At 72.9% G+C, this 25,446-nt stretch carries 22 protein-coding genes; 12 read left to right on the forward strand and 10 right to left on the reverse strand.

The window, feature by feature from the left end:
- Window positions 1-126: 126 nt before the first annotated feature.
- Window positions 127-1,206, reverse strand: a complete 1,080-nt coding sequence (locus tag BL253_RS02780; protein ID WP_081437929.1) for an alcohol dehydrogenase catalytic domain-containing protein — start codon at window positions 1,204-1,206, stop codon at window positions 127-129.
- A 159-nt stretch (window positions 1,207-1,365) separates the two neighbouring features.
- Between BL253_RS02780 and BL253_RS02785 the strand changes: the two genes are divergently transcribed.
- Together BL253_RS02785 and BL253_RS02790 are read left to right on the forward strand one after the other, a co-directional pair.
- A complete protein-coding gene (locus tag BL253_RS02785; RefSeq protein ID WP_076813309.1) occupies window positions 1,366-2,592 on the forward strand; it encodes an amidohydrolase family protein in 1,227 nt (408 codons plus the stop codon).
- 28 nt (window positions 2,593-2,620) lie between these two features.
- A complete protein-coding gene (locus BL253_RS02790; protein ID WP_076813311.1) occupies window positions 2,621-4,225 on the forward strand; it encodes an AMP-binding protein in 1,605 nt (534 codons plus the stop codon).
- 114 nt (window positions 4,226-4,339) lie between these two features.
- Here the strand turns inward: BL253_RS02790 and BL253_RS02795 are convergent, their stop codons facing one another.
- Together BL253_RS02795 and BL253_RS02800 are read right to left on the reverse strand one after the other, a co-directional pair.
- Window positions 4,340-6,040, reverse strand: coding sequence for a S8 family peptidase (locus BL253_RS02795; RefSeq protein ID WP_241834458.1), 1,701 nt, complete (start codon window positions 6,038-6,040; stop codon window positions 4,340-4,342).
- Window positions 6,041-6,340: 300 nt separating this feature from the next.
- A complete protein-coding gene (locus BL253_RS02800; protein WP_076813313.1) occupies window positions 6,341-7,771 on the reverse strand; it encodes an aminotransferase-like domain-containing protein in 1,431 nt (476 codons plus the stop codon).
- A 153-nt stretch (window positions 7,772-7,924) separates the two neighbouring features.
- On the opposite strand from BL253_RS02800, the gene BL253_RS02805 reads away from it, so the two are divergent.
- The 5 genes from BL253_RS02805 to BL253_RS02825 all read left to right on the forward strand — a co-directional run bounded on the left by BL253_RS02805 (window position 7,925) and on the right by BL253_RS02825 (window position 12,664).
- A complete protein-coding gene (locus BL253_RS02805; protein WP_076813315.1) occupies window positions 7,925-8,053 on the forward strand; it encodes an adenylyl-sulfate kinase in 129 nt (42 codons plus the stop codon).
- 510 nt (window positions 8,054-8,563) lie between these two features.
- On the forward strand, window positions 8,564-8,815 hold the full coding sequence (locus BL253_RS02810; RefSeq protein ID WP_131831436.1) for a hypothetical protein: 252 nt from the start codon (window positions 8,564-8,566) through the stop codon (window positions 8,813-8,815).
- 200 nt (window positions 8,816-9,015) lie between these two features.
- Window positions 9,016-10,014 (forward strand): phosphate/phosphite/phosphonate ABC transporter substrate-binding protein, encoded by a 999-nt coding sequence (locus BL253_RS02815; RefSeq protein WP_076813319.1) that lies wholly within the window; start codon window positions 9,016-9,018, stop codon window positions 10,012-10,014.
- 41 nt (window positions 10,015-10,055) lie between these two features.
- Window positions 10,056-10,934 carry a phosphonate ABC transporter ATP-binding protein gene (gene phnC / locus BL253_RS02820; RefSeq protein ID WP_076813320.1) on the forward strand — a complete coding sequence of 293 codons (879 nt, stop codon included), beginning with the start codon at window positions 10,056-10,058 and terminating at the stop codon, window positions 10,932-10,934.
- Window positions 10,931-12,664: a PhnE/PtxC family ABC transporter permease gene (locus BL253_RS02825; RefSeq protein WP_076813321.1), complete on the forward strand. Its 1,734-nt coding sequence runs from the start codon at window positions 10,931-10,933 to the stop codon at window positions 12,662-12,664. Before phnC ends, BL253_RS02825 begins: the two co-directional genes overlap by 4 nt.
- Before the next feature lie 141 nt (window positions 12,665-12,805).
- Here the strand turns inward: BL253_RS02825 and BL253_RS02830 are convergent, their stop codons facing one another.
- The 4 genes from BL253_RS02830 to BL253_RS02845 all read right to left on the reverse strand — a co-directional run bounded on the left by BL253_RS02830 (window position 12,806) and on the right by BL253_RS02845 (window position 17,273).
- Window positions 12,806-13,732 (reverse strand): cyclase family protein, encoded by a 927-nt coding sequence (locus BL253_RS02830; RefSeq protein ID WP_076813323.1) that lies wholly within the window; start codon window positions 13,730-13,732, stop codon window positions 12,806-12,808.
- A gap of 87 nt (window positions 13,733-13,819) precedes the next feature.
- Window positions 13,820-14,974: a thiolase domain-containing protein gene (locus BL253_RS02835; protein WP_076813324.1), complete on the reverse strand. Its 1,155-nt coding sequence runs from the start codon at window positions 14,972-14,974 to the stop codon at window positions 13,820-13,822.
- Window positions 14,971-16,194: a lipid-transfer protein gene (locus BL253_RS02840; protein ID WP_076813326.1), complete on the reverse strand. Its 1,224-nt coding sequence runs from the start codon at window positions 16,192-16,194 to the stop codon at window positions 14,971-14,973. The genes BL253_RS02835 and BL253_RS02840 overlap by 4 nt, the downstream gene beginning before the upstream one ends.
- On the reverse strand, window positions 16,194-17,273 hold the full coding sequence (locus tag BL253_RS02845) for a Zn-ribbon domain-containing OB-fold protein (protein ID WP_081437930.1): 1,080 nt from the start codon (window positions 17,271-17,273) through the stop codon (window positions 16,194-16,196). The genes BL253_RS02840 and BL253_RS02845 overlap by 1 nt, the downstream gene beginning before the upstream one ends.
- Before the next feature lie 472 nt (window positions 17,274-17,745).
- Between BL253_RS02845 and BL253_RS02850 the strand changes: the two genes are divergently transcribed.
- The 4 genes from BL253_RS02850 to BL253_RS02865 are packed head-to-tail and all read left to right on the forward strand — an operon-like array spanning window position 17,746 to window position 22,187.
- Complete coding sequence (locus BL253_RS02850; protein WP_076813328.1) at window positions 17,746-20,100, forward strand: ABC transporter permease subunit; 2,355 nt, start codon at window positions 17,746-17,748, stop codon at window positions 20,098-20,100.
- A complete protein-coding gene (locus BL253_RS02855) occupies window positions 20,087-20,869 on the forward strand; it encodes an ABC transporter ATP-binding protein (RefSeq protein WP_076813330.1) in 783 nt (260 codons plus the stop codon). Before BL253_RS02850 ends, BL253_RS02855 begins: the two co-directional genes overlap by 14 nt.
- On the forward strand, window positions 20,866-21,756 hold the full coding sequence (locus BL253_RS02860) for an ABC transporter ATP-binding protein (RefSeq protein ID WP_076813332.1): 891 nt from the start codon (window positions 20,866-20,868) through the stop codon (window positions 21,754-21,756). Before BL253_RS02855 ends, BL253_RS02860 begins: the two co-directional genes overlap by 4 nt.
- Complete coding sequence (locus tag BL253_RS02865; protein ID WP_076813333.1) at window positions 21,753-22,187, forward strand: hypothetical protein; 435 nt, start codon at window positions 21,753-21,755, stop codon at window positions 22,185-22,187. The genes BL253_RS02860 and BL253_RS02865 overlap by 4 nt, the downstream gene beginning before the upstream one ends.
- A 55-nt stretch (window positions 22,188-22,242) precedes the next feature.
- Here BL253_RS02865 and BL253_RS02870 read toward each other — a convergent pair whose 3' ends face one another.
- On the reverse strand, window positions 22,243-22,923 hold the full coding sequence (locus tag BL253_RS02870; RefSeq protein WP_241834459.1) for a GNAT family N-acetyltransferase: 681 nt from the start codon (window positions 22,921-22,923) through the stop codon (window positions 22,243-22,245).
- 72 nt (window positions 22,924-22,995) lie between these two features.
- Here BL253_RS02870 and BL253_RS02875 point away from each other — a divergent pair, with 72 nt between their 5' ends.
- Window positions 22,996-23,421: a PPOX class F420-dependent oxidoreductase gene (locus tag BL253_RS02875; RefSeq protein ID WP_076813335.1), complete on the forward strand. Its 426-nt coding sequence runs from the start codon at window positions 22,996-22,998 to the stop codon at window positions 23,419-23,421.
- Window positions 23,422-23,498: 77 nt separating this feature from the next.
- Here BL253_RS02875 and BL253_RS02880 read toward each other — a convergent pair whose 3' ends face one another.
- Complete coding sequence (locus BL253_RS02880) at window positions 23,499-24,590, reverse strand: M56 family metallopeptidase (RefSeq protein WP_076813336.1); 1,092 nt, start codon at window positions 24,588-24,590, stop codon at window positions 23,499-23,501.
- Window positions 24,591-25,256, reverse strand: coding sequence for an acetyl-CoA sensor PanZ family protein (locus BL253_RS02885; RefSeq protein ID WP_241834460.1), 666 nt, complete (start codon window positions 25,254-25,256; stop codon window positions 24,591-24,593).
- Window positions 25,257-25,446 lie beyond the last annotated feature (190 nt).

A 25,446-nucleotide genomic window follows, 5' to 3' on the forward strand; every position in this document is an offset into this window, starting at 1 on the left:
ACCGGCCGGACCTACATCAACAGGGCGGCCGAGGGAATCGGCGGGCGGCGCGGACACGGCGCGATCATAAATGCCGGCAGGACATCCGAACATCCGGAAATCCCCTGCTCCAGGCCGCGCGCCCGCCTATGGCGTGATGACGGCGCGGCCGCGCAGGGTCGCGTCGTCGAGGGCGTCGTAGGCGTCCGCGACGGAGTCCAGGGGGAAGACCTCGACGAGGCTGCGGATCCTGCCGGCGGCGGCGAGCGCGACCACGGCGTGCGCGTCGGCGATCGTCGAGCCCTGGAACGTGAAGACCTCGGCCTCGCGGGGCAGGCCGCCGTACCAGGAGGCGCGAAGCCGCCCGCCGCCGGAGCCGACCAGGCCGAACGCGCCGCACGGGCGGACCGCGCCGACCCCGGCGGTGATCGTCGCGTCGGTGCCGACGAAGTCGAGCACCGCGGCGGCGCCCTCGTTGCCGCAGGCCTCCTTCAGCGCGCCCGCTACCCGGGCCGGGTCCCCCCGCTCGCTCCCCACACCGCTGACGGTCTCGTCGGCGCCCAGCTCGCGGGCGACGGCCAGGCGGGCGGGAGAGGTGTCGACGGCGACGACCCGGGCGGGGGAGCAGGCCTTCAGATGCTGGATGGCGAAGCCGCCGAGCCCGCCGGCGCCGATGACGACGGCGGTGCCGCCCGGCGCCAGCGCGGGGAGCACCCGGCGGACGGCGTGATACGAGGTGGCGCCGGCGTCGGTGAGCGGCGCGGCGGCCACCGGGTCCAGCCCGTTCAGCGGGATCAGCGCGCGTACCGGCGCGACGACGTACGGCGCGAGCCCGCCGTCGCGGCCGTACCCGCGGCCGGCCAGGCCGTTCGGGCAGGCGCTGTCCCTGCCGGCGAGGCAGTAGGCGCAGCGGCCGCAGGACGCCGGCGAGACCAGCGCGACGGGTGTGCCGACCTGCGGGGCGTCGGTCGTGTCCTCGCCGAGGGCGGCGACGGCGCCGGCGATCTCATGGCCGAGAGTGAACGGCACGCGCCAGCCGATCAGCTCGCCGATCTCGCCCGCGATCTGGCTCATCGTCAGGTCGGAGTGGCACAGCCCGTTCGCCGCCACCGCGACCAGCACCTCGCCGCGACCGGGCTGAGGTACGGGAACGTCCACAAGGCGCGGATTCTCGAGCCAGTCATTGATCCGGTATGCCGGCATGGTCGTCGCGGCGGTGCTGGTCATGGGGTCTCCCACGGGCAGATAACCTGACGGTCCGTCAGCTCGGATGCTAGCGTCGGAACACGGACGTGGGCTGGAAAGCGGGTCGCGGCTTGCGCGCGGCGGACGGACGGTGGCCACGCGATGGGCGCGCGATGGCCGCGCGGCGAGGGAGGACGAGTCATGGCGACCGGCGACGGCGGCGAGGGGCACTCCTTCGGCGAACTGCCGAAGATCATCAGCGTGGACGACCACGTGGTGGAGCCCGCGCACCTGTGGAGGACGTGGCTGCCGGCCCGTTTCCGCGACGCCGGGCCCCGCGTCGAGCGGCGTGGCATCGGGACGATGGAGCACCTCGGCGGCGGCAGCTACCGGCAGACCTTCGACCCGGATGGGCCAAAGGCCGACTGCTGGGTCTACGAGGACCTCGTCTACATCAACAAGCGGCACGTCGCGGCCGTCGGGTTCGACCGCGACGACATGACGATGTCGCCGATCACCTACGACGAGATGCGCCCCGGCTGTTACGACCCGGCCGCCCGGCTCGCCGACATGGACCTCAACCACGTCGAGGCCTCGCTGTCGTTCCCCACCTTCCCGCGCTTCTGCGGGCAGACGTTCGCCGAGGCCTCGGACCGTGAGCTCGCCGCCGCCTGCGTCGTCGCCTACAACGACTGGATGGTCGAGGAGTGGTGCGGCGACTCCGGCGGCCGGCTGATCCCGCTGTGCATCATCCCGCTGTGGGACGCGGAGGCGTCGGGCGCCGAGGTGCGCCGCAACGCGGCCCGCGGCGTGCGGGCCGTCTGCTTCAGCGAGATCCCGCCGAAGCTGGGGCTGCCGAGCATCCACAGCGGCTACTGGGACCCGCTCTTCGCCGCCTGCGCCGAGACCGGGACGGTCGTGTGCATGCACATCGGCTCCTCGTCCCAGATGCCCGCCACCTCGGGGGACGCGCCGGTCGCCGTCGCGGCGACGCTGTCGTTCAACAACGCGATGGCCTCGCTCGCCGACTGGCTGTTCTCCGGCGTGCTCGTGCGCTTCCCGACGCTGAGGCTCGCCTACTCGGAGGGCCAGATCGGCTGGCTGCCGTACGCGTTGGAGCGGGCCGACGACGTGTGGCGCGAGCACCGCGCCTGGGCCGGGGTGCGCGACCTCGTCCCCGAGCCGCCGTCGAGCTACTTCCACCGCCAGGTGTTCGGCTGCTTCTTCCGTGACCGGCACGGCCTCGCGTCCCTGGCCGAGATCGGCGTCGACAACGTCACCTTCGAGACCGACTACCCGCACACCGACTCGACCTGGCCGCACACGAGGAAGGTCGCCGAGGAGATGATGGCCGGCCTCGACGCCGACACCGTCTACAAGATCGTCCGTGGCAACGCCATCCGGATGCTGGATCTTGACCTCACCTAACCCAGGTCCCAGGCGGGAGAACACGCGGATGGCTGTTACCTCGGCGACGGTCGCGGGCTCGTCGATGATCACCGGTGCGGACGTRGCGACGCTGTGGGGGCTGCTCGCGCGACGAGCCGAGCTCACGCCGGACGCTCCGCTGCTGCTCGCGGACTCGGGGGATGGTGAGGGCGGGACGGTCCGGGTGACCTGCGCCGAGCTCGTCGCCCGGGCCGAGCGGGTCGCGGYGGGCCTGTCCGAGCGGTACGCCGTCGGGGCGGGAACGGCGGTGTGCTGGCAGCTGCCGACCAGGATCGAGACCGTCGTGCTCTCGATGGCGCTCGCCCGCCTCGGTGCCGTGCAGGTGCCGATCATCCACATCTACCGGGAGCGCGAGGTCGCCGTCGCGCTGGGCGCCACCCGCGCGGCGCTGTTCTGCGTGCCCGGCGTGTGGCGCGGCACGGACTACGTCGAGCTCGCGGCGGCCGCGAGCAGGGACCTCGCCGACCGGCCGGAAGTGCTGGTCGTCACCGCGGACGGCCTGCCCGAGGGCGACCCGGCGCTGCTGCCCCCGCCGCCCTCGGACGGCACGGAGGTCCGCTGGATCTACTACACCTCGGGCACGACCTCTCGTCCCAAGGGCGTGCGCCACCGGGACGCGACGCTCGTCGCCGCCGGGGTCGGGCTCGCGCTGGCGCTCGGGGCCCGCCCGGACGACGTCGGCTCGATCGCGTTCCCGATCGCGCATATCGGCGGCCCGGACTACCTGGCGATGATGCTCGCCGTGGGCTTTCCCGCGCTGCTGCTGGAGGCCTTCGTGCCGGCCGGCGCCGTCGCCGCCTACCGGCGGCACGGGGTGACGATCGCCGGCGGCTCGACCGCCTTCTACTCCACCCTGCTGGCCGCGCAGCGTTCCTCGCCGACGCCCGGCGAGCCGCTCATGCCGACGCTGCGGATGCTCGCCGGCGGCGGCGCGCCGAAGCCCCCGGAGCTGTTCACCGACGTGAAGCGGGAGATGGGTATCCCGCTCGCGCACGGCTACGGCATGACCGAGGTCCCGATGATCACCCAGGGCTCACCGGCGGACAGCGACGACGCGCTCATGTACTCCGAGGGCGCGCCGCTGCCGGGAGTCGAGGTGCGCGTCGTCACCGCGGCCGGCGCGGCGGCCCCGGCCGGCGCCGAGGGCGAGATCCGGGTCCGCGGCGTCACGGTCTGCGCCGGCTACACCGACGACGAGGCGACCGCCGCCGCCTTCGACGAGGAGGGCTGGTTCCGCACGGGTGACCTCGGCCTCCTGCGCTCGGACGGCCACGTGACCCTCACCGGCCGGCTCAAGGACGTCATCATCCGCAAGGGCGAGAACGTCTCCGCCAGGGAGGTCGAGGACCTGCTCTACCAGCATCCGAAGGTCGGCGCGGTCGCCGTCATCGGGCTGCCGGACGCCGAGCGCGGCGAGCTGGTCTGCGCGGTCGTGGAGCCGGCGCCGGGCGGGGCCGCGCCGACGCTCGCCGAGCTCGCCGACTTCCTGCGCGGCGCCGGGCTGATGACGCAGAAGATCCCCGAGCGTCTTGAGATCCTCGACGCGTTGCCCCGCAACGCCACCCTGAAGATCCTGAAGCACGAGCTGCGCGACCGTTTCAGCGGCCGCTGACAGTAGGGACGCCCGCGCGTCCGTTCAGACCCGCGGGCTACGACGGACCGGCCCGGACGGCGGTCGCCGTCCGGGCCGGTTCTTATGCGGTTGTGGTTCCCCTGGTTTGGAAAGCTAGTGGAGCCTGGATGCGTTCAGTGCGCTGACGATCCCGTTTCCATAGAACCCGTTGAACCTTGTGGTGCCCTCGCAGGTCTTGGTGTAGCTAGCTGGCACCGGGGCGGGGTAGACGTACGGGTTCGGCGTCGGGCAGGGCGTCGCCACGGCCGTCCTCTGTAGTTGCTGCTGGACGATCGCCGGGTCCAGCGTCAGCCCGCCGTGCCTCGGGTCCTTGTGACCCAGCGCGCTGATGATGATCGCGGCCACGCCCACGGCGTGCGGCGAGGCCATCGACGTGCCCTGCAGGTACTGGTAGTACGACGTCTTGCCCTTGCTGTCGTCGCGAACGACGAACTCGCTGGTCGGGTTGCCGTCCGCGTCGATGTCACCGTTGGCCTCGGCGACGTTCTTCGGATAGGCGGCGAGGATCTCGTTCGTCACCAGGCGGGTGGGGGAGCCGTCGTAGGCGTCACCGCCCGGCGCGGCCACGACCGTCTGCTCCAGGCCGTAGTTGCTGTAGTAGCTCAGCCGCTTGGACGGGCCGATCGCGTTGACGTCGAGCACGTTCGGGGCCTCCGACGGCATCGACAGGCACGAGTTGTCGATGACGCGCGGGTAGGCGGCGCTGCCTGACGGCGGGTAGTCCGGGCTGGTGTCGTCGCCAGTGGGGTGGCCGAGGTCGGACCCCTCGTTGCCGGACGCGGCGATCAGGGTCACCCCGCGCCTGGACGCGTAGGCGACCGCGCGCTGCGTCGCGGCGATGATCGTGCGCTGCTCGGCCTGCCGCTCGGGGGAGTCCGCCGGGTTCGCCTTGCAGTTGAACAGGTAGGGGTCGGTGTAGAAGGACATGTTGACCACGTCGATGCCCGCGTCACCGGCGTAGGTGATCGCGTCGATCGTCGGCTTCAGGAAGAAGTAGCCGGAGTCCTGACCGGCGCGGACGTTCACCAGCTGCACGTTCGGGGCGACGCCCGCGATGCCCAGGCCGTTGATCGGCGAGGCGATCGTGGACGCCACGTGGGTGCCGTGGCCGTCGTCGTCCTCGTCGATCGGGTCCTTGCAGCTCGGGTGCTCACACGGACCGTCGACCTCCTCGCCGGAGACCGGGTCGGTCGGGATGTCGGTGACGAAGTTGCGTGACAGGCCCTTGTTGAAGTTGGGGGCGATGTCCGGGTGGGTGCCGTCGATACCGGTGTCGATGACGCCGACGAGCACGCCCTTGCTGCCCGGCTCGTACTTGTACGAGCCGGTCGGCGTCGCGCCCATCATCTGCATGTCCCACTGCAGGCTCGACAGCGGCTCGGCGCCGGCCGCGGGCTTGCTCGGCTTGCCGGGCTTGGTGCCGCCGCCGCTTCGGGACAGGTCGCGCTCGCGCTGGGTGAACGACTGGTCCTCGCCGCCGGCCGCGGCGCCGGCCGCGTCCGGGGCGGCGTAGCCGATCGGTGAGTCGGGGGCCGCGCCGACGAGCGCCGCGTTGGTACCGGCCTTCGTCTCGAAGGACGCGTCCGTCGAGGTCACGACGGCGAGCCCGGTCTCGGCGTTCTCGGACTCGATCCTGCCGCCGAGCCTGGCGACCGCCGCCCGGCCGGCATCGGCGGAGCCTGAGTAGACGACGAGGTAGGTCCTGGAGCTCGCGGCGCTCGCCGGGCCGCCCGGCAGTGTGAGAGCGAGCGGGACGGCGACCAGGGCGGCGACCGGCGCGGCCAGCAGAGCCAACCCGCGTGACCGGCGACGGCCACGCCTCTCGCCGGTGGGCGGGGTGGGAGATCTGAGCGATCGGCGCATGTACTCACTCACCTTGTGAGGCGTGGGGAAATGCGCTGGACCCGGTGGATCCTGCTCAGGGCACCATAGTGGATCTATCATCTGACAACGGCACCTTTGTGGCCATTTGAGGATTTCCCGGTCGCGTATCACCGGCGGCACTCCGTACGCACGCCTGTGCATCGTCGACGGTAACGGGATGGTTTCCACTGTTTCAGGAATTTCGCGACGTCCCTGGCTATGGCTGTTCGGTTATCCCGCGAACGAGCGGTCGGCGGTGGTGCCGGCGCTGGCGCGGACGGCCTCGGCGAGCAGGGCGACGGCGGTGGGGATGTCAGGCTCCCTGATCCCGGCGACGCACAACCGCAGGTAGCTGACGTCCTGCTCGCCGATCACGAAGTACCGGCCGGGCGCCACCGTCACCCCGAGCCGGCCCGCGCGGGTGGCGACCGCGAGGTCGTCGGTGCCGCGGGGCAGCCACAGCCAGACGCTGATCCCCCCGCGGGGGTTCGCGAACGAGCACTCCGGCAGCTCGGTGGCGAGGGCCGCCGTGAGCGTGGCCATCCGGGTACGCAGCGCCGCCGAGGCGGCGCGCAGCTGGGCCGACCAGCCCGGCCCGGCCACCATCTCCACGGCGGTGTGCTGCAGCGGCATGGGCACGAACGAGTCATCGACCTGGCGCATCGAGGCGAGCCGGGTCATCACCGGCCCGCGGGCCACGATCGCGCCGATGCGCAGGCTCGGGGCGAGAATCTTCGTCAGCGAGCAGACGGTGATGACCCTGCCCTGGTCGTCGTCGCGCCACAGCGGCGGCGGTGGGACCTGCCCGTGGCCGAGCCAGCGCGCGAAGTCGTCCTCGAGGATGAAGGCGCCGGCCCGCTCGCAGATGTCGAGCACCTCGCGGCGGCGCGCGTGCGCCAGCACGCCACCGTCCGGGTTGGCGAACGTCGGCTGCAGGAACAGCAGCCGGGCCGACGTCGCCGCCAGCGCCCGTTCGAGCAACTCCGGGCGGATGCCGTCGGCGTCGGTCGGCACCGGCACCGGCACGTGGCCGGCGCTGCGCGCGACCGCCAGCGCGCCGGGGTAGGTCGGCACCGCGAACAGCACCGGGCTCCCGGCTGGCAGGAGGGCGCGGAAGACGGCCGAGAGGGCGCCCTGGGCGGCCGGGGTGATCAGGACCTGGTCCGGATCGGCGCCGACCTGGCGGCCGAACCAGCTGCGCAGCTCGGGGACGCCCGCCGCCGGCGGCGCGCTCCAGGCGTCCGGCCGGCGCACCGCGCGGCTGGCCGCGGCGGCGAGCCGGCTGTCGGCGCGCAGCGTCGCGTCGAAGTAGCCGACGCCCAGCTGGAAGCCGGTCGAGTGGGCGCCCGCCAGCAGCACGTCGACGCCGGACGTCGACACCGGGCTGGCGCCGAGCGCCACCTGCTGCCAGTCGGTGTCGCCGACGCGGGCGGAGCGGCGCGCGGACACGAAGGTACCGGCGCCCGGCCGGGTGACCAGCACACCTTCGGTGACCAGGCGGGCGAGGGCCCGCTGCACGGTCACCGGGCCTACGCCCAGCCGCTGCTGCAGGTCGCGGGTGCTGGGCAGGCGAGCGCCGACGGCTCGGGTATCAGCGAGGGAGCGCAACTCGTCGGTGACTTTGTCGACGCTGCCGGCGTCCCTACTGCTACCATTTCCCATGAGAATAGAAGATAGCGCTATCGTTCCGGACCCGTCATCCGCTTTCGCGACATCCGCCGTCGGCGCTCTCCTCGTGGCGCGCCCCGACCTCGTCACGTCGCCCGCCGCCCTGGACCTTCGCGGCCTTCACGGACGCTCGGTGGGAGGGCGGCGATGATCGTTCTTGTGATCCTGGGCGTGCTCGTCCTGTCCGCGCTGCTCGGCTGGCTCGTCGGTCCGGACACCCGGGACCCGGACTACTCGATGGGCGCGGAGCGCTCTCCCCGCGCGGACCGGAACTAGGGCATATGGAGGGGCCGGGCTGGCGCGGCCCGGCAAGGTGGTCCTGTTGACGCGGCGCTGATGCGTCGTTGCTGTTTGTGGCTGCGCCGGGGCGCGCGGCTCGGCCGGGGCGCGCGGCTCGAACATCGCCGTGTCCTGGCTTGTGGGGACGTCCAAGCCTGGGGGTGTCTGCGCGTCGACGGGTCGGCTCTTGGCAGCGTTGCGTCATCGTTGCGTCACGACCGGCGGCTGCGCCTCGCGTTGGACATGTCCTCGTAACGCGCGCAGACAGCCGCCACGAACACGCGCAAATCGCCTTGCCCACGACACACGAACGTTGCTGGCGCAACGCTCATGGTTCACTGCCCGTTCAGGCTGGGCCATCAAGGTTCTGGACGTGGACGACCGGGGGTCCTGCGAGCCTGCCTGCGCGGAGGAATTGCGGCGTCTCGCCATATGCCAGAGCCGCGTTTCGCGGATCCCGCATGTGGCGGACGCGGAACGGTTTCGTGTCTGTCCGGCGGTGATGCCGTGACCGGCCGAATGGGTGGCTATGCCACCCGGGGTTTCGAGCGTCCGGCACCTGCCGCCGAGACGGGCATCCGAGGCCTCTGCCGGCTCCAGTCGATCTCATGCCTGGAGACGGCCCTCATGGTCGAGGTCGCCGCCGATGCGTTCGCCGCCGCCGCCGCGGCCCCCGAGCTGCCCGACCCACTCGCCGCGGCCCTCGCCGCGGCGAGGCGGATCCCGGTTGGCGCGCCTGTCCCGGCGGGCGCCACCTGACCCCCTGGCCGCCCGTGGCCCACCGGGTCGCGGCTCCTCCCTGACAAGTCAGCCACCCCACCCGGACCGGCGACCCGGTCCCGAGAAGACCCACGCGTCCACGACCACCACCCGTCCCGGACCGCCTCGCGCCCAGCGTGGTGAACCCACCGGGACACCCGTACGCACTGAACTCCACTAAGAACATCGAAAGGGTCCACATGCGTTTCATCGGCACCAAGCGGGCCATGGCTGGCCTCGCCGTCGGCGGGCTGCTCGCCGTCGTGGCTCTCGCGGGCTGTGGTTCTGACGACGACTCCACCGGCACGGCCGGGGCGTCCGCCGGGGCCAGTGGCTCGGCCGAGGCGGGCAAGTTCGCCAAGAGCGCCGGCACCCTCATCTTCGGCACGGTGCCCGACCAGGCCGGTTCGGACTCGAACTGGAAGCCGCTCGAGGAGTACATCGCCAAGCAGACCGGCTACAAGGTCGAGTACTTCCCGACCGCCGACTACACGGCTCTCATCGCCGCCGCCGTCGCCGGCAAGGTCGACGTCGCCGCGTTCTCGGGCCTCACCTACGTGAACGCCACCAACAAGGGCGCCAAGCAGACCGTCGCGTCGGCCGTCATCGCGTCTGCCGGCCTGACCGACCCGGGCTACTACTCCGAGGCGATCGTTCCCAAGGGCTCGGACATCACCTCGGTGGCCGGCTTCAAGGGCAAGACCGTCTGCTTCGTCTCGAAGAGCTCGACCTCCGGGTTCCTCTTCCCGATGCTCGCGCTGAGCAAGGCGGGCCTCAACATCACCCCGTCGGGCACGGACGCCAGCGGCAACCCGACCTTCGCCGACTTCAAGGCGTCCTTCGCCGGCGCCCACGACAAGTCGGTCCAGGCCGTGGCCTCGAAGCAGTGCGACGCGGGCTTCGCCGAGGACTCGGAAGTCGAGCCCGGCGTGAAGGACGGCTCGCTCGTCTCGCTCGACAAGCAGTACGTGCCCGGCGGCCCGCTGACCTACTCGACCGCCCTGCCGCAGAGCGTCCAGACCAAGCTCAAGGCGACTCTGGGCAGCGTCACGCTCGACKACATCACCAAGGCCGGCATCACCGTCACTGATGGCTTCAAGGACGCCTTCCAGGGCGCGAAGCCCGAGGACGACTCCTACTACGACGCGATCCGCGACATCTGCTCGAAGGTCACTGCCGCGGATTGCGCCAAGAAGTAGCGGACTGCTCCAGGTAGTCGGATAGAAGAGACAGGTAGCTCATGAGCGGCGCGGCGGCCTCCCCGATCATCTCTGTGAGCGGAGTCACCAAGGACTTCGGCTCCTCCACGAGAGCACTCCACGACGTCGATCTGACGGTGGAGCCCGGGGAGGTCGTCGTRCTGCTCGGGCTTTCCGGCTCGGGCAAGTCGACGCTGCTCCGGCATCTCAACGGCCTCGAGTTCCCGACCAGGGGGACGGTCGAGGTCCTCGGACAGAACGTTCCCAAGCTCAGGACGAAGGCGCTGCGCGCGCTGCGCGGGCGTGTGGGCATGATCTTCCAGCAGTTCGAGCTGGTGCCCTCCCTCACGGTGCTCGAGAACGTGCTGACCGGCGCGCTCTCGCGCCTGTCGGGCCCGCGCATCGGCCTGTGGTCGTACCCCAAGAGCCTCAGACTCACGGCGCTGACCCACCTGGACCGAGTCGGCCTGCTCGAGAAGGCCTACCAGCGGGCAGACCAGCTCTCCGGCGGCCAGCAGCAGCGCGTCGCGATCGCCCGCGCGCTGATGCAGAGCCCCGAGATCCTGCTCGCCGACGAGCCCGTCGCGAGCCTCGATCCCGAGTCGAGCGAGCAGGTCATGCGGCTCATCCGGGAGATCGCGGCCGACGACGGCCTGACCGTCGTCTGCAGCCTGCACCAGGTCGACCTCGCGCTCGACTGGGGCGACCGGATCGTCGGCCTGCGCCAGGGCGGGGTCGTMCTCGACACCACCACCGACGGCCTCAGCAAGTCCCAGGTGATGGAGATCTACGGGCGGGTGGCGACCTCGACCGCCGAGCTCAAGGCGATCGCGACGGAACTGTCGGACGTCACGGTTGACCCTCCCGTCCACGACGCTCCGGCCATCTCCTCGGTGCCGGCCCAGGACGGCATAGCGTGACCACTCTTGAGGCCGCCCGGGCCACCGCCGCGCCGGACGTCGCGCGGCGGGCTCCGCGGCGGCCCGTTCCGGTGAGCAGGATCATCGGTGGCGCCTTCATCCTGGCGATGCTCGGCTTCTCGATCTACTCGCTGACGACGCTCGACTTCTCGTGGAGCAACACCGTCTCGAGCTTCGACAACGCCGCCAAGGTGTTCGGGCAGATGGACCCGATCAGCGTTCCGGGGCCGAGCGACCTGTTCTACCTCATCGGGCTCACACTCGGCATCGTGATCCTCGGGACCGTGATCGCCGCGATCATCTCAGTCCCGGTGGCGTGGATCGCGGCGCACAACACGACTCCGGCGTTCTGGCTGCGCCCGATCGGCCGGGCGATCGGCGTCCTCACCCGCGCGCTCCCGGACGTCGTTCTCGCCCTCGCGTTCGCCCTGGTCTTCGTCCTCGGCAGCCCGCTGCCCGGCATCCTCGCGATCGGCATCCACTCGATCGGCATGATCTCGAAGCTGTTCGCCGACGCGATCGAGCAGATCGACGACGGCCCGCGCCTCGCCATCCGCGCGGCGGGCGGGTCGCGGGCGCAGGAGTTCTGGTCCGGGGTCTTCCCCCAGGTGCTGCCGTCGTGGATCGCGACCGTCCTGCACCGTTTCGACATCAACCTTCGTGGCTCGGCCATCCTCGGCTACGCCGGCGTGGGCGGCCTCGGCTACGCGATGAAGATCTCCTTCGAGAGGTTTCCGGAGGGATACGGCCGCGGGCTCGGCATCGCCATCGTCATCTTCGTGCTCTGCGTCGTGCTCGAGATCGTCTCGTCGACCATCCGGCGCAACCTGCTCGGCATCCAGCCCACCGGCAAGGGCCTCGGCGACCGCATCGTTCGCAGGGCGACCAGGAACGCGCCGGCGCCCGCGCCGAAGCTCGGCGCGGGCGCGAGCCCCACGACCGCCGAGTCGATGATGAAGCGCCCGTGGACTTCCTCCCGGGTGCGCAACCTGAGCTGGTCGTTCGCCGCTCTGGCGCTCATCATCGGCAGCTACTGGATGGCGGACGTCAAGTTCAGCGACATCACCTGGGAGTACGTCCGGCCGACGCTCAAGAGCTTCTGGCCGCCGAGCCTCGGCAGCCACACCTTCAGCGAGTACATGCACGCCCTGCTCGTGACCATCGAGGTCGCCTTCGCGGCCGCGGTGCTCTCGCTGTTCTTCTCGCTGCTGTTCGGGTCGCTCGCCGCGCGCAACGTCGCCCCGAACGGCCGGGTGCGCAACGCCTTCCGCGTCATTCTGGTGATCTTCCGCGGCGTACCGGAGCTGGTGCTCGCGATCTTCCTCATCATGGTCACCGGTCTTGGCAACCAGGCGGGCGTCGTCGCGCTCGCGTTCGGCGGCGTGGGCCTGCTCGGCAAGCTCGTCGCCGACTCCTTCGAGGAGGTGCCGGCCGGGCCGGAGCGCGCCCTCACCGCCGCGGGCGCGACGAGGGGTCAGCGCTACCTCGCCGCGACCTGGCCGCAGGGGCTTCCCTCGCTCCTGAGTAACTCGCTGTACCTCGTCGACACGAACCTGCGGGCGGCGACGATCCTCGGCATCGTCGGCGGCAGCGGCATCGGCTACTTCCTGACGGTCGCCTCGCCCGTCCTGAAGCTGCACGGCCAGGTGACGACGCTCGTCATCATGATTGTCGTCACCACGCTGGTCCTGGAGGGCATCTCCCAGTGGCTACGGCGGGTGTTCCGGTAGCGGACCCGCCATGGCGCCACCGCGTCCGCGTCATCCGCGAGGTGGTGCTCTCGCCGGCCACCACGCGGTGACGGTGCGGGAGAGAAGAGAACAGCCGCGGGCCACGGCGAAAGCCGCGGCCCGCGTCCTGTTGTCGTCGGGCTACTTGATGGCGAGCGGGGCGACCGGACCGCCCAGGCCACCGGTGAGCGGCTCCGGGGTCGCCGCCAGCAGGAAGGTGTAGACGCCGTCGTCCGCGCAGTCGGCGGCCAGGTCCTCCAGGTCGAAGTTCTGGCCCTGGGTCATGCCCATCTCCACCAGGTGCAGCAGATGGACGGGTAGCTCGACGTCCGGAAGCTCGCCGGGGTAGACCTCGAACACGATCGTGTCGGTGGCCGCCGCGGCGACGTCGTGCCCGCGCATCCACTCCACCGAGCGCAGTGACAGCCCGGCGACCGGATAGAGGTAGGCCATCCTGTCGCCGCCGTGCAGGAGCCGCATCTGCCCGGTGCGGACCAGCGCGATGTCGCCCGGCTCGACGGCGACACCCGCGAGGTCGGCGGCGGCGTCCAGGTCGTCGCCGGTGATGGCGTAGCCGCCGTCGAGCCGTTCGACGCCCTTGGCCCGGGCGACGTCGAGCAGCACCCCGCGCCCGGCGACCGGGCCGGCCTTGTCGACACCGCAGCGGGCGGCGCCCGCCGCGGTGACGGTGGCCGACCCGAAGCCGTTGTAGATCCGGCCGTCGTACGAGGCGTGCGCGAGCGCGTCCCAGTGGGTCGCCGCCTGCGCGCCCATCACGAAGATGTCGTCGGAGAAGCACACCTGGGTCGGGTCACCGGTGAGCGGCTCGTTCAGGGAGATCATGGTGCGGATCGGGTTGATCCGCCCCGGGATGAACCCCACCTGCGGACCGTTCTGGGACAGYGGGATCGCGAGCGGGAAGCGTTTCCCGGAACGTACCGACGCGGCTCCGCGGCGCACCGCCTCGTCGGTGAGCAGGTTCAACGTGCCCCGCTCGTCCTCCGGCCCCCACCGCCCCCAGTTGTTGACCTTCCGGGCCAGCGCGTGGAACTCCTCGGGTAACGGCACCGGTGATCTCCTTTGATCGGAACCGCTGCTACGCGGGGCTCACGCCGGTGGGGCCCACAGCTGTGGGCCCCACAGCCGCCGCCTGGCTCACAACGACGATTTCACGATCCACATGGCGAAGTACTGGGCACCGCCGCCGTAGGCGTGGCCGAGGGCGGTGCGGGCGCCGTCGACCTGGTGCTCGCCGGCCCGGCCGCGGACCTGCAGCGCCGCCTCGGCGAAGCGCAGCATGCCGGACGCGCCGATCGGGTTCGACGAGAGCACCCCGCCGGACGGGTTGACCGGGAACGAGCCGCCGATCTCGGTCTCGCCGCTCTCGACGAGCTTCCAGCCGCCACCCTGGCCGGTGATGTCGTGGCCCTCCAGCCACATCGGCTCGTACCAGCTGAACGGCACGTACAGCTCCGCGACGTCGATGTCGGCGAGGGGGTTGGTGATGCCGGCGGCCCGGTACAGGTCGTGGGCGCAGTCGACGCCCGCCCGCGGGCGCACCGCGTCCCGGCCGGGGAACGACGTCGGCTCGCTGYGCATCGCCGTCGCCGCCACCCAGGCGGGGGAGCGGCCCGCGGCGGCCGCGTCCCGACCGCCGGCCTCGTCGGTCAGCACGATCGCGCACGCGCCGTCGGAGCTCGGGCAGGACTCCAGGAAGTGCAGCGGGTCCCAGAGCATGAAGGAGTCGCGGACCTTCTCGATCGAGATGTCGGCGAGCTTCAGGTGAGCGTAGGGGTTCTTCAGCGCGTTCCGCCGGTCCTTGACGGCCACCTGCCAGCCGATGTGCTCGGGGGCGCCGGAGCGACGGATGTAGGAGCGGATCCAGGGCGCGAAGATGCCGCCCGCGCCCATGCCACCGGACTTCCCTCCGGCCAGGCCCCACTGGGCGTTGCCCTCCGACTGCTTCTCGAACGCGACCGCGAGTACCCGGCGGTGGCGCCGCGCGTGGATCAGGTGCGAGGCGACGATCGCGGTCGAGCCGCCGACGCTGCCGGCGGTGTGGACGCGCATGATGGGCTTTCCGGCGGCGCCGAGCGCGTCGGCGAGGTAGAGCTCGGGCATCATGACGCCCTCGAAGGCGTCCGGCGCCTTGCCGATGACGACGGCGTCGATGTCGGGCCAGTCCAGGCCCGCGTCCTCGAGCGCGCGGGCCGCCGCCTCCCGGACGAGGCCCGCGAGCGACACGTCCAGGCGCTTGCTCCTGTGATGGGTCTGGCCGATCCCGATGACCGCGCACGGCTCGCCGCTCACCGCGCGCCTCCTTCCTGGCTGCTGCCCTGGCTGGTGTGTGCTTCCTTGCCGAGGGGCTGACGGTCCAGCAGGCAGACGAGGTTCTGCTGCAGGCACGGGCCGGAGGTGGCGTGCGCGAGCGCCCGGCTCACGCCGCGCTCCTGGATCGCCCTGGCCGCCTCGGCGACGCGTACCAGTCCGGTGGCCATCGTCGGGTTCGCGGCCAGTGGGCCGCCCGACGGGTTGATCTCGCAGCCGTCCGGGAGGCCCAGGGCCTCCCGCAGGATGATCTCCTCGTGGCTGTAGAGCGCCGACAGCTCGGCCACCTCGACCGGGGCGCCGCCGGCGAGCCCCGCCGCCTGGGCCGCGCGCCTCGCCGACACCGAGTCGGTGAGGTCGCGCGTGCCCGGCTGGTGCGGCTCGACGAAGTGCTCGAGCCCGGTGATCCACACCGGGGTGATGCCCTTCTCCTCGGCGAGCCGGCGCGCCACGGTCGCGGTGGCGAGCACGAGCGCGCACGCGCCGTCCGTCACCGGCGGGGTGTCATGGGCGCGCAGCGGCGAACGGACGTAGTCGGCCGTGAGCAGCGCGTCGATCTGGTCGCCCAGGTCGTCGCCGCCGTCCGTGCCGCCGGTGCCGCCGGTGCCGCCGGTGCCGCTGGCGTCAGCGGCGGCCGCGGCGAGCGCGGGCAGGGCGTGCGGACTGGTCACGGCGGCCCGGCGCGCCCGCGCGGCGACGGCGGCGAGGTCGCGTTCGGTCGCCCGGCCGGAGTCGAGAAGCGCCCGCGCCTGCAGCGCCGCGAGCGAGAGCGGGTCGGCGCCCAGCGGCGCCAGGTAGTACGGGTCGGTCTGCAGGGCGAGCACCCGGGACAGGTCGCCGGTGGACGACTTGCCGGAGCCGAACACCAGCGCGGTGCGCTCCTCGCCGATCAGCAGCCGCACCCACGCCTCGTGCAGCGCCCAGGCGCCGTCCATCTCGACATGGGACTCGCGGATCGGCGGCCAGGCACCGACGGCGTCGAGGTTGGCGACGAAGGTGAACGTGCCGCCGGACAGGTAGTCGGCGCTGCCCGAGCAGGTGAACTCGATCTCCTTGCGGCCGAGCCCCGAGGCGGCGAGCGCCCGCGTGACGACGTCCAGGCAGAGCCGCACCTCGGTGTCCTCGGAGAACGCGCTCATGGGCGAGATCGCGTAGCCGACGATCGCGATCGGCTCGCCGAAGGCCTTCTGGTCGGCGCTCATCAGAAGACCCGGTCGATGTAGCGCTCGACAGACAGATCCTGCTCACCGGTCGGCCTCCAGCCGGTGAGCGCGCCGGACGTCGAGCCCCACCCGCGGTTGCCGAGCTCGTCGGTGTTGCGTTCCGCCTCCGGCAGCCACACCGCCTCGACGCGCATGCCCACCCGTACCTCCTCGTTGGTGACGTCGACGACGGGCTGCAGGCCCATCAGCGCGCTTCCCGACTCCGACAGCTGGCCGTCCGGCGCGTCGAGCAGTACCGAGACCCGCACGAACGGCTCGGTCTCCTTCTGGCCCGGGTACTTCACCGGGGTGACGATCGTGAAGTTGGTGATGACGCCCCGGTCGGGCAGCGCCAGGTCGTCGCCTTCGCCCAGGGGGATCCCGTCGATCGCGCAGAAGTCGCGCGGCGGGACGTAGACCTTCCCGCACGTCGGGCACCGCTGGCCGAGCAGCCGCCCGGCCAGCAGGGATCGCGCGTAGCGCTCGCTGGCGGCCGACAGCGCCTCCCTGTACGTCAGCGACGACCAGAACTCCATCGTCTCCACCGGCTCGAGCACCACCCCCGGCTCGCCACCAGCGACGGGCGAGAGCGCCGCGCCGTCCACGACGCCCGCGTCGGTCGTCTCGGCGCCCTCGGGGACGAAGTAGGCAAGGTCGCCGGTGTGGCCCTTCGGCTCGGCGCGGAAGCGGGGGACGACCCGCAGGCCGGTGCGCATCGCGCCCTCGCCACCGGCGTCGACCGCGTGCAGCAGGCTCGTGCCGGCGCCGTCGAGCTGGATGAGGGCGAACGCGAACGGCCGGTCCAGCGGGTGGCGATCGCTCGGCTCGCCCACCCACGTCCACGAGCGGACGGTGCCGACCGGGCCGACGGCGACGAACTCGCCGGACGTGGCGGCGCCGGTGTCCGGGTCGTACTCGAGCGGCGGGCAGAGCACCCGCTCGCCGCTGCGCACCCCGAGTATCTGGCCGCGGGCGAGCGCGGCGACGAAGGTGCCGATGACCGGCCCGAGGCTGCGGCGATAGGGGAACTCGACGGTGTTGGTGACAATCCTTGGTCCGGACCTGGCACCAGATGACACAGGCAAGGCTGCCTCCCGGCGTCGCGCCCACCCGTGCGGCCCGGCCGGCGGGGGAGCGACGAGAACGCCGCGACAGGCGCGTCGCGGCGGGCACGATGAGAACGTGTTCCTACGTCTACCGGGTTCTATCGCATAACGAGAACCTGTTCTAGTGATGTGCGGGGCTGGGTCGTCAGACCCTGCCGGGAACACGCCTCGCTGTCACGTTAAGTATCCATCGCGCGATTTTCCGCTACCTTCTGGGGTGCTCGCGGCTGTTTGTGGGCCGGGCGGGTGAAAACATTGCCTGATCGATTAGGAACGTGTTCTATGTCCCCGAGCGTCCTGTGGCGTAGGCCACAGTGATCGCCGGCCGTCCGCGTGGGCGGCCGTGGTCGCCGGGCTGGCCGCGCCACTCGGCCGCGGGCCGCCTGGCGGCCCAGGCAGTCGGGCGGCCGCCAGACGGCGGGCAGCGGGGGACAGGAGGTCGCGCGTGCACGAGTTCCTGGTCTTCACCATCAGTGGACTGACCACCGCCGGGATCTACGCGATCAGCGCGTCCGGGCTGACGCTCACCTACGTCACCACCGGCGTGTTCAACATCGCCCACGGTGCCACCGGGATGCTCGCCGCCTTCACCTACTGGCAGCTGGCCGTCGGCTGGGGGCTGCCGGCCCCGCTCGCGCTGCCGCTCTGCGTCCTCGTCGCCGCCCCGCTGTTCGGCCTGCTGCTCGAACGGCTGGTGATGCGCCGGCTCGCCGGCGCTCCAGAGTCGACCAGGCTGGTCGTCACCGTCGCGGTGCTCGTCGTGCTCGTCTCGCTCGTCCAGTGGGTGTGGGACCCGAGCACGTTCCGGCGGTCTCAGGAGCTGTTCGCCGGCAAGGGCTTCCACCTCGGCACCATCTCGGTGCCCTACAACGACGTGCTCGTGCTCGGCGTGGCGGCGGCGGTCGCCGTCCTCCTGTGGCTGCTGCTGCACCACAGCCGCGCGGGCATCGCGATGCGCGCCCGCGTCGACGACCCGTCCCTGGCCACCCTCAACGGGGCGCGGCCCAGCACGTCGGCGCGCCTGGCCTGGATGACGGGTACGGCGCTCGCCGCGCTCGCCGGGATCCTGATCGCGCCGAAGCTCACCATGTCGGCGATCCCGCTGACGCTGCTGATCGTGAACGCCTACGCCGCCGCTGTCATCGGCCGGCTGCGCAGCCTGCCGATGACGTTCGCCGGCGCGCTCGTGGTCGGGCTCGCCGCCGACTACGCCGTCGGCTACCTCCCAAAGGTCCACTACGGCCAGCAGTACCTGCGCGGCGCGCTGCCGGTGGTGCCGGTGCTGGTGCTGCTCGTCGCGCTGCTGGTGCTGCGTGCCTCCCGGCTGCGCGGCCGGCCGGCGCTCGCCGTCCGCGAGATCACCCCGACGCCCACCTGGGGTGGTGGCCTGGGGTTCTGCGCCGCCGTCGTCTTCGGGGCGGTCATCGCGGCGACGACGATGTCGAAGGCCGACCTGTTCGCCTCCACGTCGATGTGGGGACTCGCGATCGTCGGCGTGTCGATGGTGCCGCTCGTCGGCTACGCCGGGCGGATCTCGCTGTGCCAGCTGAGCTTCGCCGGCATCGGCGCGGCCGTCGTCGCGCACGCGGGCAACGGTGGCAACCCGGCGGCGCTGCTGCTCGCGGTCGTGGTCGCCGCCGCCGTCGGCGCCGTGGTGTCGCTGCCGGCGCTGCGGCTGTCCGGGATCTACCTGGCGCTGCTGACCGGCGCGTTCGCCGTCACCCTCGACAACTGGATCTTCCAGCTGCCGTCGTTCACCGTGGCCGGGCACCGTTTCGACCTGTTCCAGGGCGGGACGCTGTCCGCCGACCGGTTCCGCGTCGGCGGCTTCCACACCGACTCGGCGAAGACGTTCTTCATCACCGGCGCGGTGCTGTTCGCCCTCGCCGCGCTCGTCGTCGTGGCGGTGCGGCGCAGCGAGCTCGGCCAGCGGCTCATCGCCGTCAAGGAGAGCCCGGCCGCGTCGGCGACGCTCGGGATGAACGTGCGGCTGACGACGCTCGCCGTGTTCACCCTGTCGGCGGGGCTCGCCGGGCTGGGCGGCGGTGTCTACGCCTCCGCGGTGCGCTCCACCACCGCCGACTCCTTCAGCTTCTTCACCGGACTGACCCTGCTGCTGCTCGTCGTCGTCGCCGGGGTGAGCTCGATCGGCAGCGGCCTGGCCGCCGGGCTGCTGCTCGGCACCGCCGCGATCAGCAGCGCCGCCGGCGACTCGGCCGCCCGGGTGACCGCCACCCTCGCCGGCCTCGCGGCGCTGGCGCTGGCGGCCAATCCGAACGGTCTGATCCCGTCGGTGCTGCGGCCCGCCTACGAGCCGGTGCGCCGGGTGCCCGCGGTGCTGGTCGGCTCCGTGGGCGTCGTCACCGGGCTGTGGGTGCTGCGGCTGGCGCACGTGGTCGACGGGGATGTGCTCCTGCTGGGGATCGTCGCCGTCGCCGTCGCCGCGCCGCTGCTCGCCCGCTCGCTCTTCGACCGCGCCGCCGGGACGGTCGCTCGCGCCGCCGGGACAGCGGCTGTCCCGGGCGACGCGGTCGCCTCCGAGGCGGCCTCGACCATCGCCACCACGGCCGCCACCGCCACCGCCACCGCCACCGCGGCTGCCGCGCCGACGGTGGCCGCGACCGGCGCGGGCGGGGGCACCGTCGTCTCCGGGCCGGACGAGGGCCTGTCCGGTCCGCTGGAATGGCTCGGCTTCGACGCCCCGGTCAGCCAGACCGACCTCGACGTCCTCGACGCCCGGCTGGCCCTGGCCGGCGTCGACGAGTCCCGTCTCGGGGAGGTCCGCGTTGGCGCTGCTTGAGGTCCGCGACGTGACGGTCCGCTACGGCGGGCACGTCGCGCTGCACTCCGTCAACCTCGGCGTGGAGGCCGGCCGGGTCACCGGCCTGATCGGCCCGAACGGCGCCGGCAAGACCACCCTGTTCAACGTCCTCACCGGCCTGCTCCCGCCCAGCTCCGGCCACGTCCTGCTCGACGGGCAGGAGATCACCCGGCTCGCCCCCTACCGGCGCGCCCGGCGCGGGCTCGCCAGGACGTTCCAGATCCTCGAGCTGTTCGGGCAGCTCACCGTCCTGGAGAACGTGCAGCTCGCCGCCCGGCTGCGCCGCCGCTCGGCGCCCGGCGCCGCCGCCGACCCGCGCGCGCTGCTCGCCCGGGTGGGCCTGACCGCGCTCGCCGACCGGCGGGCGGACACGCTGCCCACCGGCCTCGGCCGCCGCCTCGAGCTCGCCCGGGCGCTGGCCGTGCGCCCGCGAGTCCTGCTGCTCGACGAGCCGGCGTCCGGCCAGGACGAGGAGGAGACGGCGGCCTTCGCCGACCTGCTCGGCGAACTCGCCGGCGAGGGCCTGGCCATCCTGCTCGTCGAGCACGACATGACGCTGGTCATGGGCGTCTGCGCGCACCTGTACGTGCTGGACTTCGGCACCCTGATGGCCGAGGGCGACCCGGCGAGCGTGCGCGCCGACCCGCGCGTCCGCGAGGCGTATCTCGGGACCGTCCCCGGCCCCGGCGAGGCGGGGCTGGCCGCGACAGCCGCGACGACCGGTTCGGCCGGGGAGGAGCCGCGATGACCGTCGTCCTGCCGGCCGGAGGGCCCGCCGAGTCGCGGCCGGGCGTCGGCGCGGCACCCGGCGGCGTGGGGGCACCGCTGGTCGCGGCCCGCGGCCTGCGTGCCCGCTACGGCCGGGTCGAGGTGCTGCACGGCGTCGACCTCGCCGTGGGTGCCGGCCAGGTGCTCGCCGTCCTCGGCCCGAACGGCGCCGGCAAGTCGACCCTGCTGCGGGTCATCGCCGGCCTGCACGCGGCGAGCGCCGGTGACGTCGTGCTCGGCGGACGGCGGGTGACCGGCGCCGACCCGGTCGACCTCGCCCGGCGAGGGCTGTGCCTGATCCCGGAGGGGCGGGGCGTCTTCCCGAGCCTCACCGTCCGGGAGAACCTGCGGATGATGACCTACCGCGGCGGCCGGTCGCGGGCCGACGTCGAGGAGCGGGCCGTCGCCCGGTTCCCGAAACTCGGCCAGCGGCTGCACCAGCCGGCGGGCACGATGAGCGGCGGCGAGCAGCAGATGCTCGCGCTCGCCAGGGCGATCGTCGCCGAGCCGGCGGCGCTGCTGCTCGACGAGCTGTCGATGGGCCTCGCGCCGCTGGTGGTGGCGGAGCTGTACGCGTCCGTCCGGGCGATCGCCGCCGAGAACGTGACGATCATCGTGGTGGAGCAGTTCGCCGCGGCGGTCCTCGAGGTCGCCGACACCGCGGCGGTGCTGGTCGAGGGCCGGATCGCCGCCGCCGGCCGGCCGGCCGACATCGCTGGCAGCCTCTCCGGCGCCTACCTGGGCGGGCGACCCGCCCGTGACGAGAACAGTCCTGAGGACGCCTCCGGCGCCGCGCGGCCCCGCGCGGTCCGGGCCCCGGCGGTCAGGCACGACGCGATGACGACGATCGACGAGGTGAGATCGTGACGATCGAGACGACCGGCACCGCCGCAACGACCGGCGCGGCCGATCCCGCGAGCCAGGCCGGGCAGGCCCCGCCAGCCCCGCCGGCCGTGGACGAGGGGGCAGGCGGCGCGCGCGGCGGCAGCCGCGCGGACGCGTTCCGCTCGGACATGGCGGCACTGCGCATCCGAGATCCGCGGGCTCGTACCGAGGGGGCGCTGTTGCGCCTGGGCGCCGTGCTGCTGGCGGCCGGCCCCGTGCTGGGGGTCATCGCGTACGTGATCTCGCACGGGACGACGAACCCGCTGCAGCAGCGCGACGCGATCGTCCTCGGTACGGTCGCCGTCTCGATCAGCGTCGCCGGCGCGGCGCTGTTCGTGCGCTACTCGATGGCCGCCTTCCTGCGTTTCTGGCTCGCCCGCATCCTCTTCGACCGCCAGAACCCCCCCGCCTGACGGGCTCCGCGGCCCGGCGGTCCGCCTGTTCACGGACGGCTCTGGGTCGGCGGCTTCAGGCGGACTCGTCGGTCCAGGGGGCGCTCGCGCGGGCCAGGAAGGTCGGGGACGCCGCCGTCTCGGGGCTGAGCGGGAGCGCCATCAGCAGGTAGGACTTGCCGGCCGGGTCGGCGTGGTCGCGATCGGGGCCGCCGATCTGCTGGAACCCGTGCCGGCGGTAGGCCCGCTGCGCCGCGAGGTTCGCGACCTCCACCCACAGCCGGACCCCGACCGCGCCGACCGAGCGTGCCCAGTCCAGGGCGGCGCCGATCAGCAGGTCGGCCGCGCCGGTGGCGCGCGCGGCCGGCGCCACCCACATCGCGGCCAGCTCGCGGAACTCCGGGGCCATCGACGGCCGGTGGACATCGATCATCCCGACCGGCTCGCCGTCGCGCTCCAGCAGGAACATCGCGTGCGCGTCCCCCGCGGCGCCCCGGGCGGCACGACGGTGCCAGTCGTCGAGCGGTCGTGCGGACTCGCCGTCGAACGTCTGCCAGAACGCGCGGGGCGCGTCGGCGAGCGCCGCCAGCCGCACCTCGCGCAGTCGCGCGCCGTCGGGTGCCGCGACACGACGAACCTCGGTTCCCACACCCATATCCAACTCCGCGCTCCACGGATCCTGCGGGGTGGTCGTCGACGGGTCGGTCGACAGGCCGCCGGACGCGAGCTCGCATCCTCCAGCGGCGATCACCGGCATCCGGGCGACGGGCTCCTTTCATGATCGCCGTATGGGTATGTCGCCCCGCTGAGGGTGTGCGAGGGTGGGGGCATGGTGGCGATGAGCGCGGGGGAGTGGCGGGAGTTCGCGGCGGCGGGCACGCGGACGGGGAAGCTCGCGACGGTCCGGGCGGACRGGCGGCCGCACATCGCCCCGATCTGGTTCGTGCTCGACGGTGACGACATCCTGTTCAACACCGGCACCGAGACGGTGAAGGGGCGCAACCTGCGCCGGGACGGGCGTGCCAGCCTGTGCGTGGATGACGACACGCCGCCGTACTCGTTCGTGGTCGTGAGCGGCACCGTGACCATTTCGGAGGACCTCGCCGAGGTGCGCCGCTGGGCGGCCGCGATCGGTGGACGTTACATGGGCGCCGACCGCGCCGAGGAGTTCGGCCGCCGCAACGGCGTACCCGGCGAGCTGCTGGTCCGCCTCACTCCCGTCGGCGTCGTCGCCGAGCGGGCCGTCGCCGACTGACCACCGTCAACTCCCGGACGGCTCGCGACCAGTCCTCCATCGCGCCGGTCGTGGGCGGCCGACCCGGGCCCGTTCGCTTATAGCTGGGCTTCGAACTCGAGCGCCACGGCCAGGGGGAGATGCAGGTCGTAGCAGATATTGCCGGCGAAGAAGCAGGAGCCGAGCGACAGGAGCGCGGGGATCGTCAGCAGCATCAGGTGGCTCGAGGCGGGCAGCGGGCGCAGGAGGGCCCGGACCCGGCGCGGGACCGGGCCCGGTCGGGGAGCGCGCCCGGCGAGCGGGGGCCGCCCGGCCCGCTCGACCCGCCGCGCGCGGCGGGACAACGCGGCCGCGGAGCGCGCGGGCTCCTCCAGCCAGACGGGGGCGGCGATGCGCAGCGCGGACGGCGCGGAGCCCAGCGACGCGTGACCGGCCGGGCACCAGGAACCGGGCGAGGCGAAGCCAGGCGATGACGGCGGGCCAGCCGCGGCGGTGACCAGGGCTACCGTGCCGATCGCCCGGGCGACCCGCACCCGGTCGCCGACCTCGACCGCGGCGCGCTCGTCGGCCCAGCGCTCCACGCCGTACTCGACCAGCCGGGCGACCGGCCGCAGCAGTGGCTGGCCGGCGGCGGCGAGCCTCGCCGCGTCGACGTAGCGATGATGGCGGCCGCGGAGGTGGGCACGTTCGTGCGCGAGCACCACCCCCAGCTCGTCCGGGCTCAGCGCCGCGCGCATGGACTCGGTGACCACGATCCGGCCGGGCGAACCGGGCAGCGTGAACGCGTCCGGGTGCTCGCTGGGGACGACCACGACGACGTCCTCGCCGGGCAGCGCGGCCGCCTCGTCACCGGCGGCCCGCAGGGCGGTCCGCTGCGCCCGCCACGCCCGCGCCGCCGAGACGGCGGCCACGACGGCGACGAGCGCGCACGGCCCGGACAGCCACACGTCCTGGCCGGCGTCGGCCCAGGCCTCGGCGGTCCACCCGCGCCTACCGGTGTTCAGCAGCGTCGTCGTCGTGTGGATGCCGCCAGCGAGCAGCACCAGCGCCGTCCCGAGCGCGAGCAGGCAGGCCGAGACCGTGAAGGCGACGACGGCGATGCCCGCGGCCACCCGGTCCGCGAGCAGGCGCATCACGAGCGTGCCGAGCAGCGGGGCGATCAGTGCGCAGAGGACCAGCTCGCCGACCATCTAGTGCCCGGCCGGTGCGCGGCCGTCGCCGGAGCCGTGCCTCCTGTCCCACGGGCCTGTCTCGCCAGCGCCCTGCTCGTCGAGGGGGGCGCGCCCGGCGCCGTCCGGCCCGCCCTGGCCCGGCACATGGCCGGTGGAAGGCGCGGCCTGGTCCGCGGGGCTCTCCGCGAGCAACTGACGGATGAGCGCCTCGTCGCCGGGGGAGAGCGCGGCGACGAAGTGGGTGAGCGCCGGGCGGTGGTCCGCCTGCTCGTCGAGCAGGCGGTTCATGCGCCACGCGACCAGGCTCGCCGCGTCGGACTCCGCCAGGTAGAGGAAGGCGCGGCCGACTCGGCGCCGGGTGACCACGCCCTTGCCGTGCAGGCGGGTCAGCGTCGTGACCACGGCGCTGTACGACAGCGTGGCGCCGCTGACCAGGCGTTCGCGCACCTGGGCGGGCGAGAGTTCTCGGCGTGCCGTGTGCAGCACGTTGAGGATCTCCGCCTCGAGCGAGCCCGGCGATCGGCGCCGTATCCGGGCGGTGAGGACGGCGTCGTCCGCTGTCTGGTCGGTCAGGACGTCACTACCGAAGACATCGGCGTCGGTCATGACCTCGTCAAGGAGGCCGCCGGCGCCCAGGCGGTCGTCACCGGTATCGTCCGCGAATCCGTCGGCATCGGGTACCACGCCTCCGACCATACGTTTCCGGATGGGGTCGCGGGAGGGCAGGTGTGCCCGTGGCGCGCCGCGTCGCGCGGATTCCTCGGCGTGTTGTGCCGCCGGCGGACCGCCGGCGGCGGTCACTGGGTCGCTCTGTCGCGGCGCCGGTCGCCGTCACCGGGACGGCCACGCGGCACGGAACCGACCAAGCGCTTGG

Source organism: Pseudofrankia asymbiotica (assembly GCF_001983105.1).
GTDB classification, from domain to species: domain Bacteria; phylum Actinomycetota; class Actinomycetes; order Frankiales; family Frankiaceae; genus Pseudofrankia; species Pseudofrankia asymbiotica.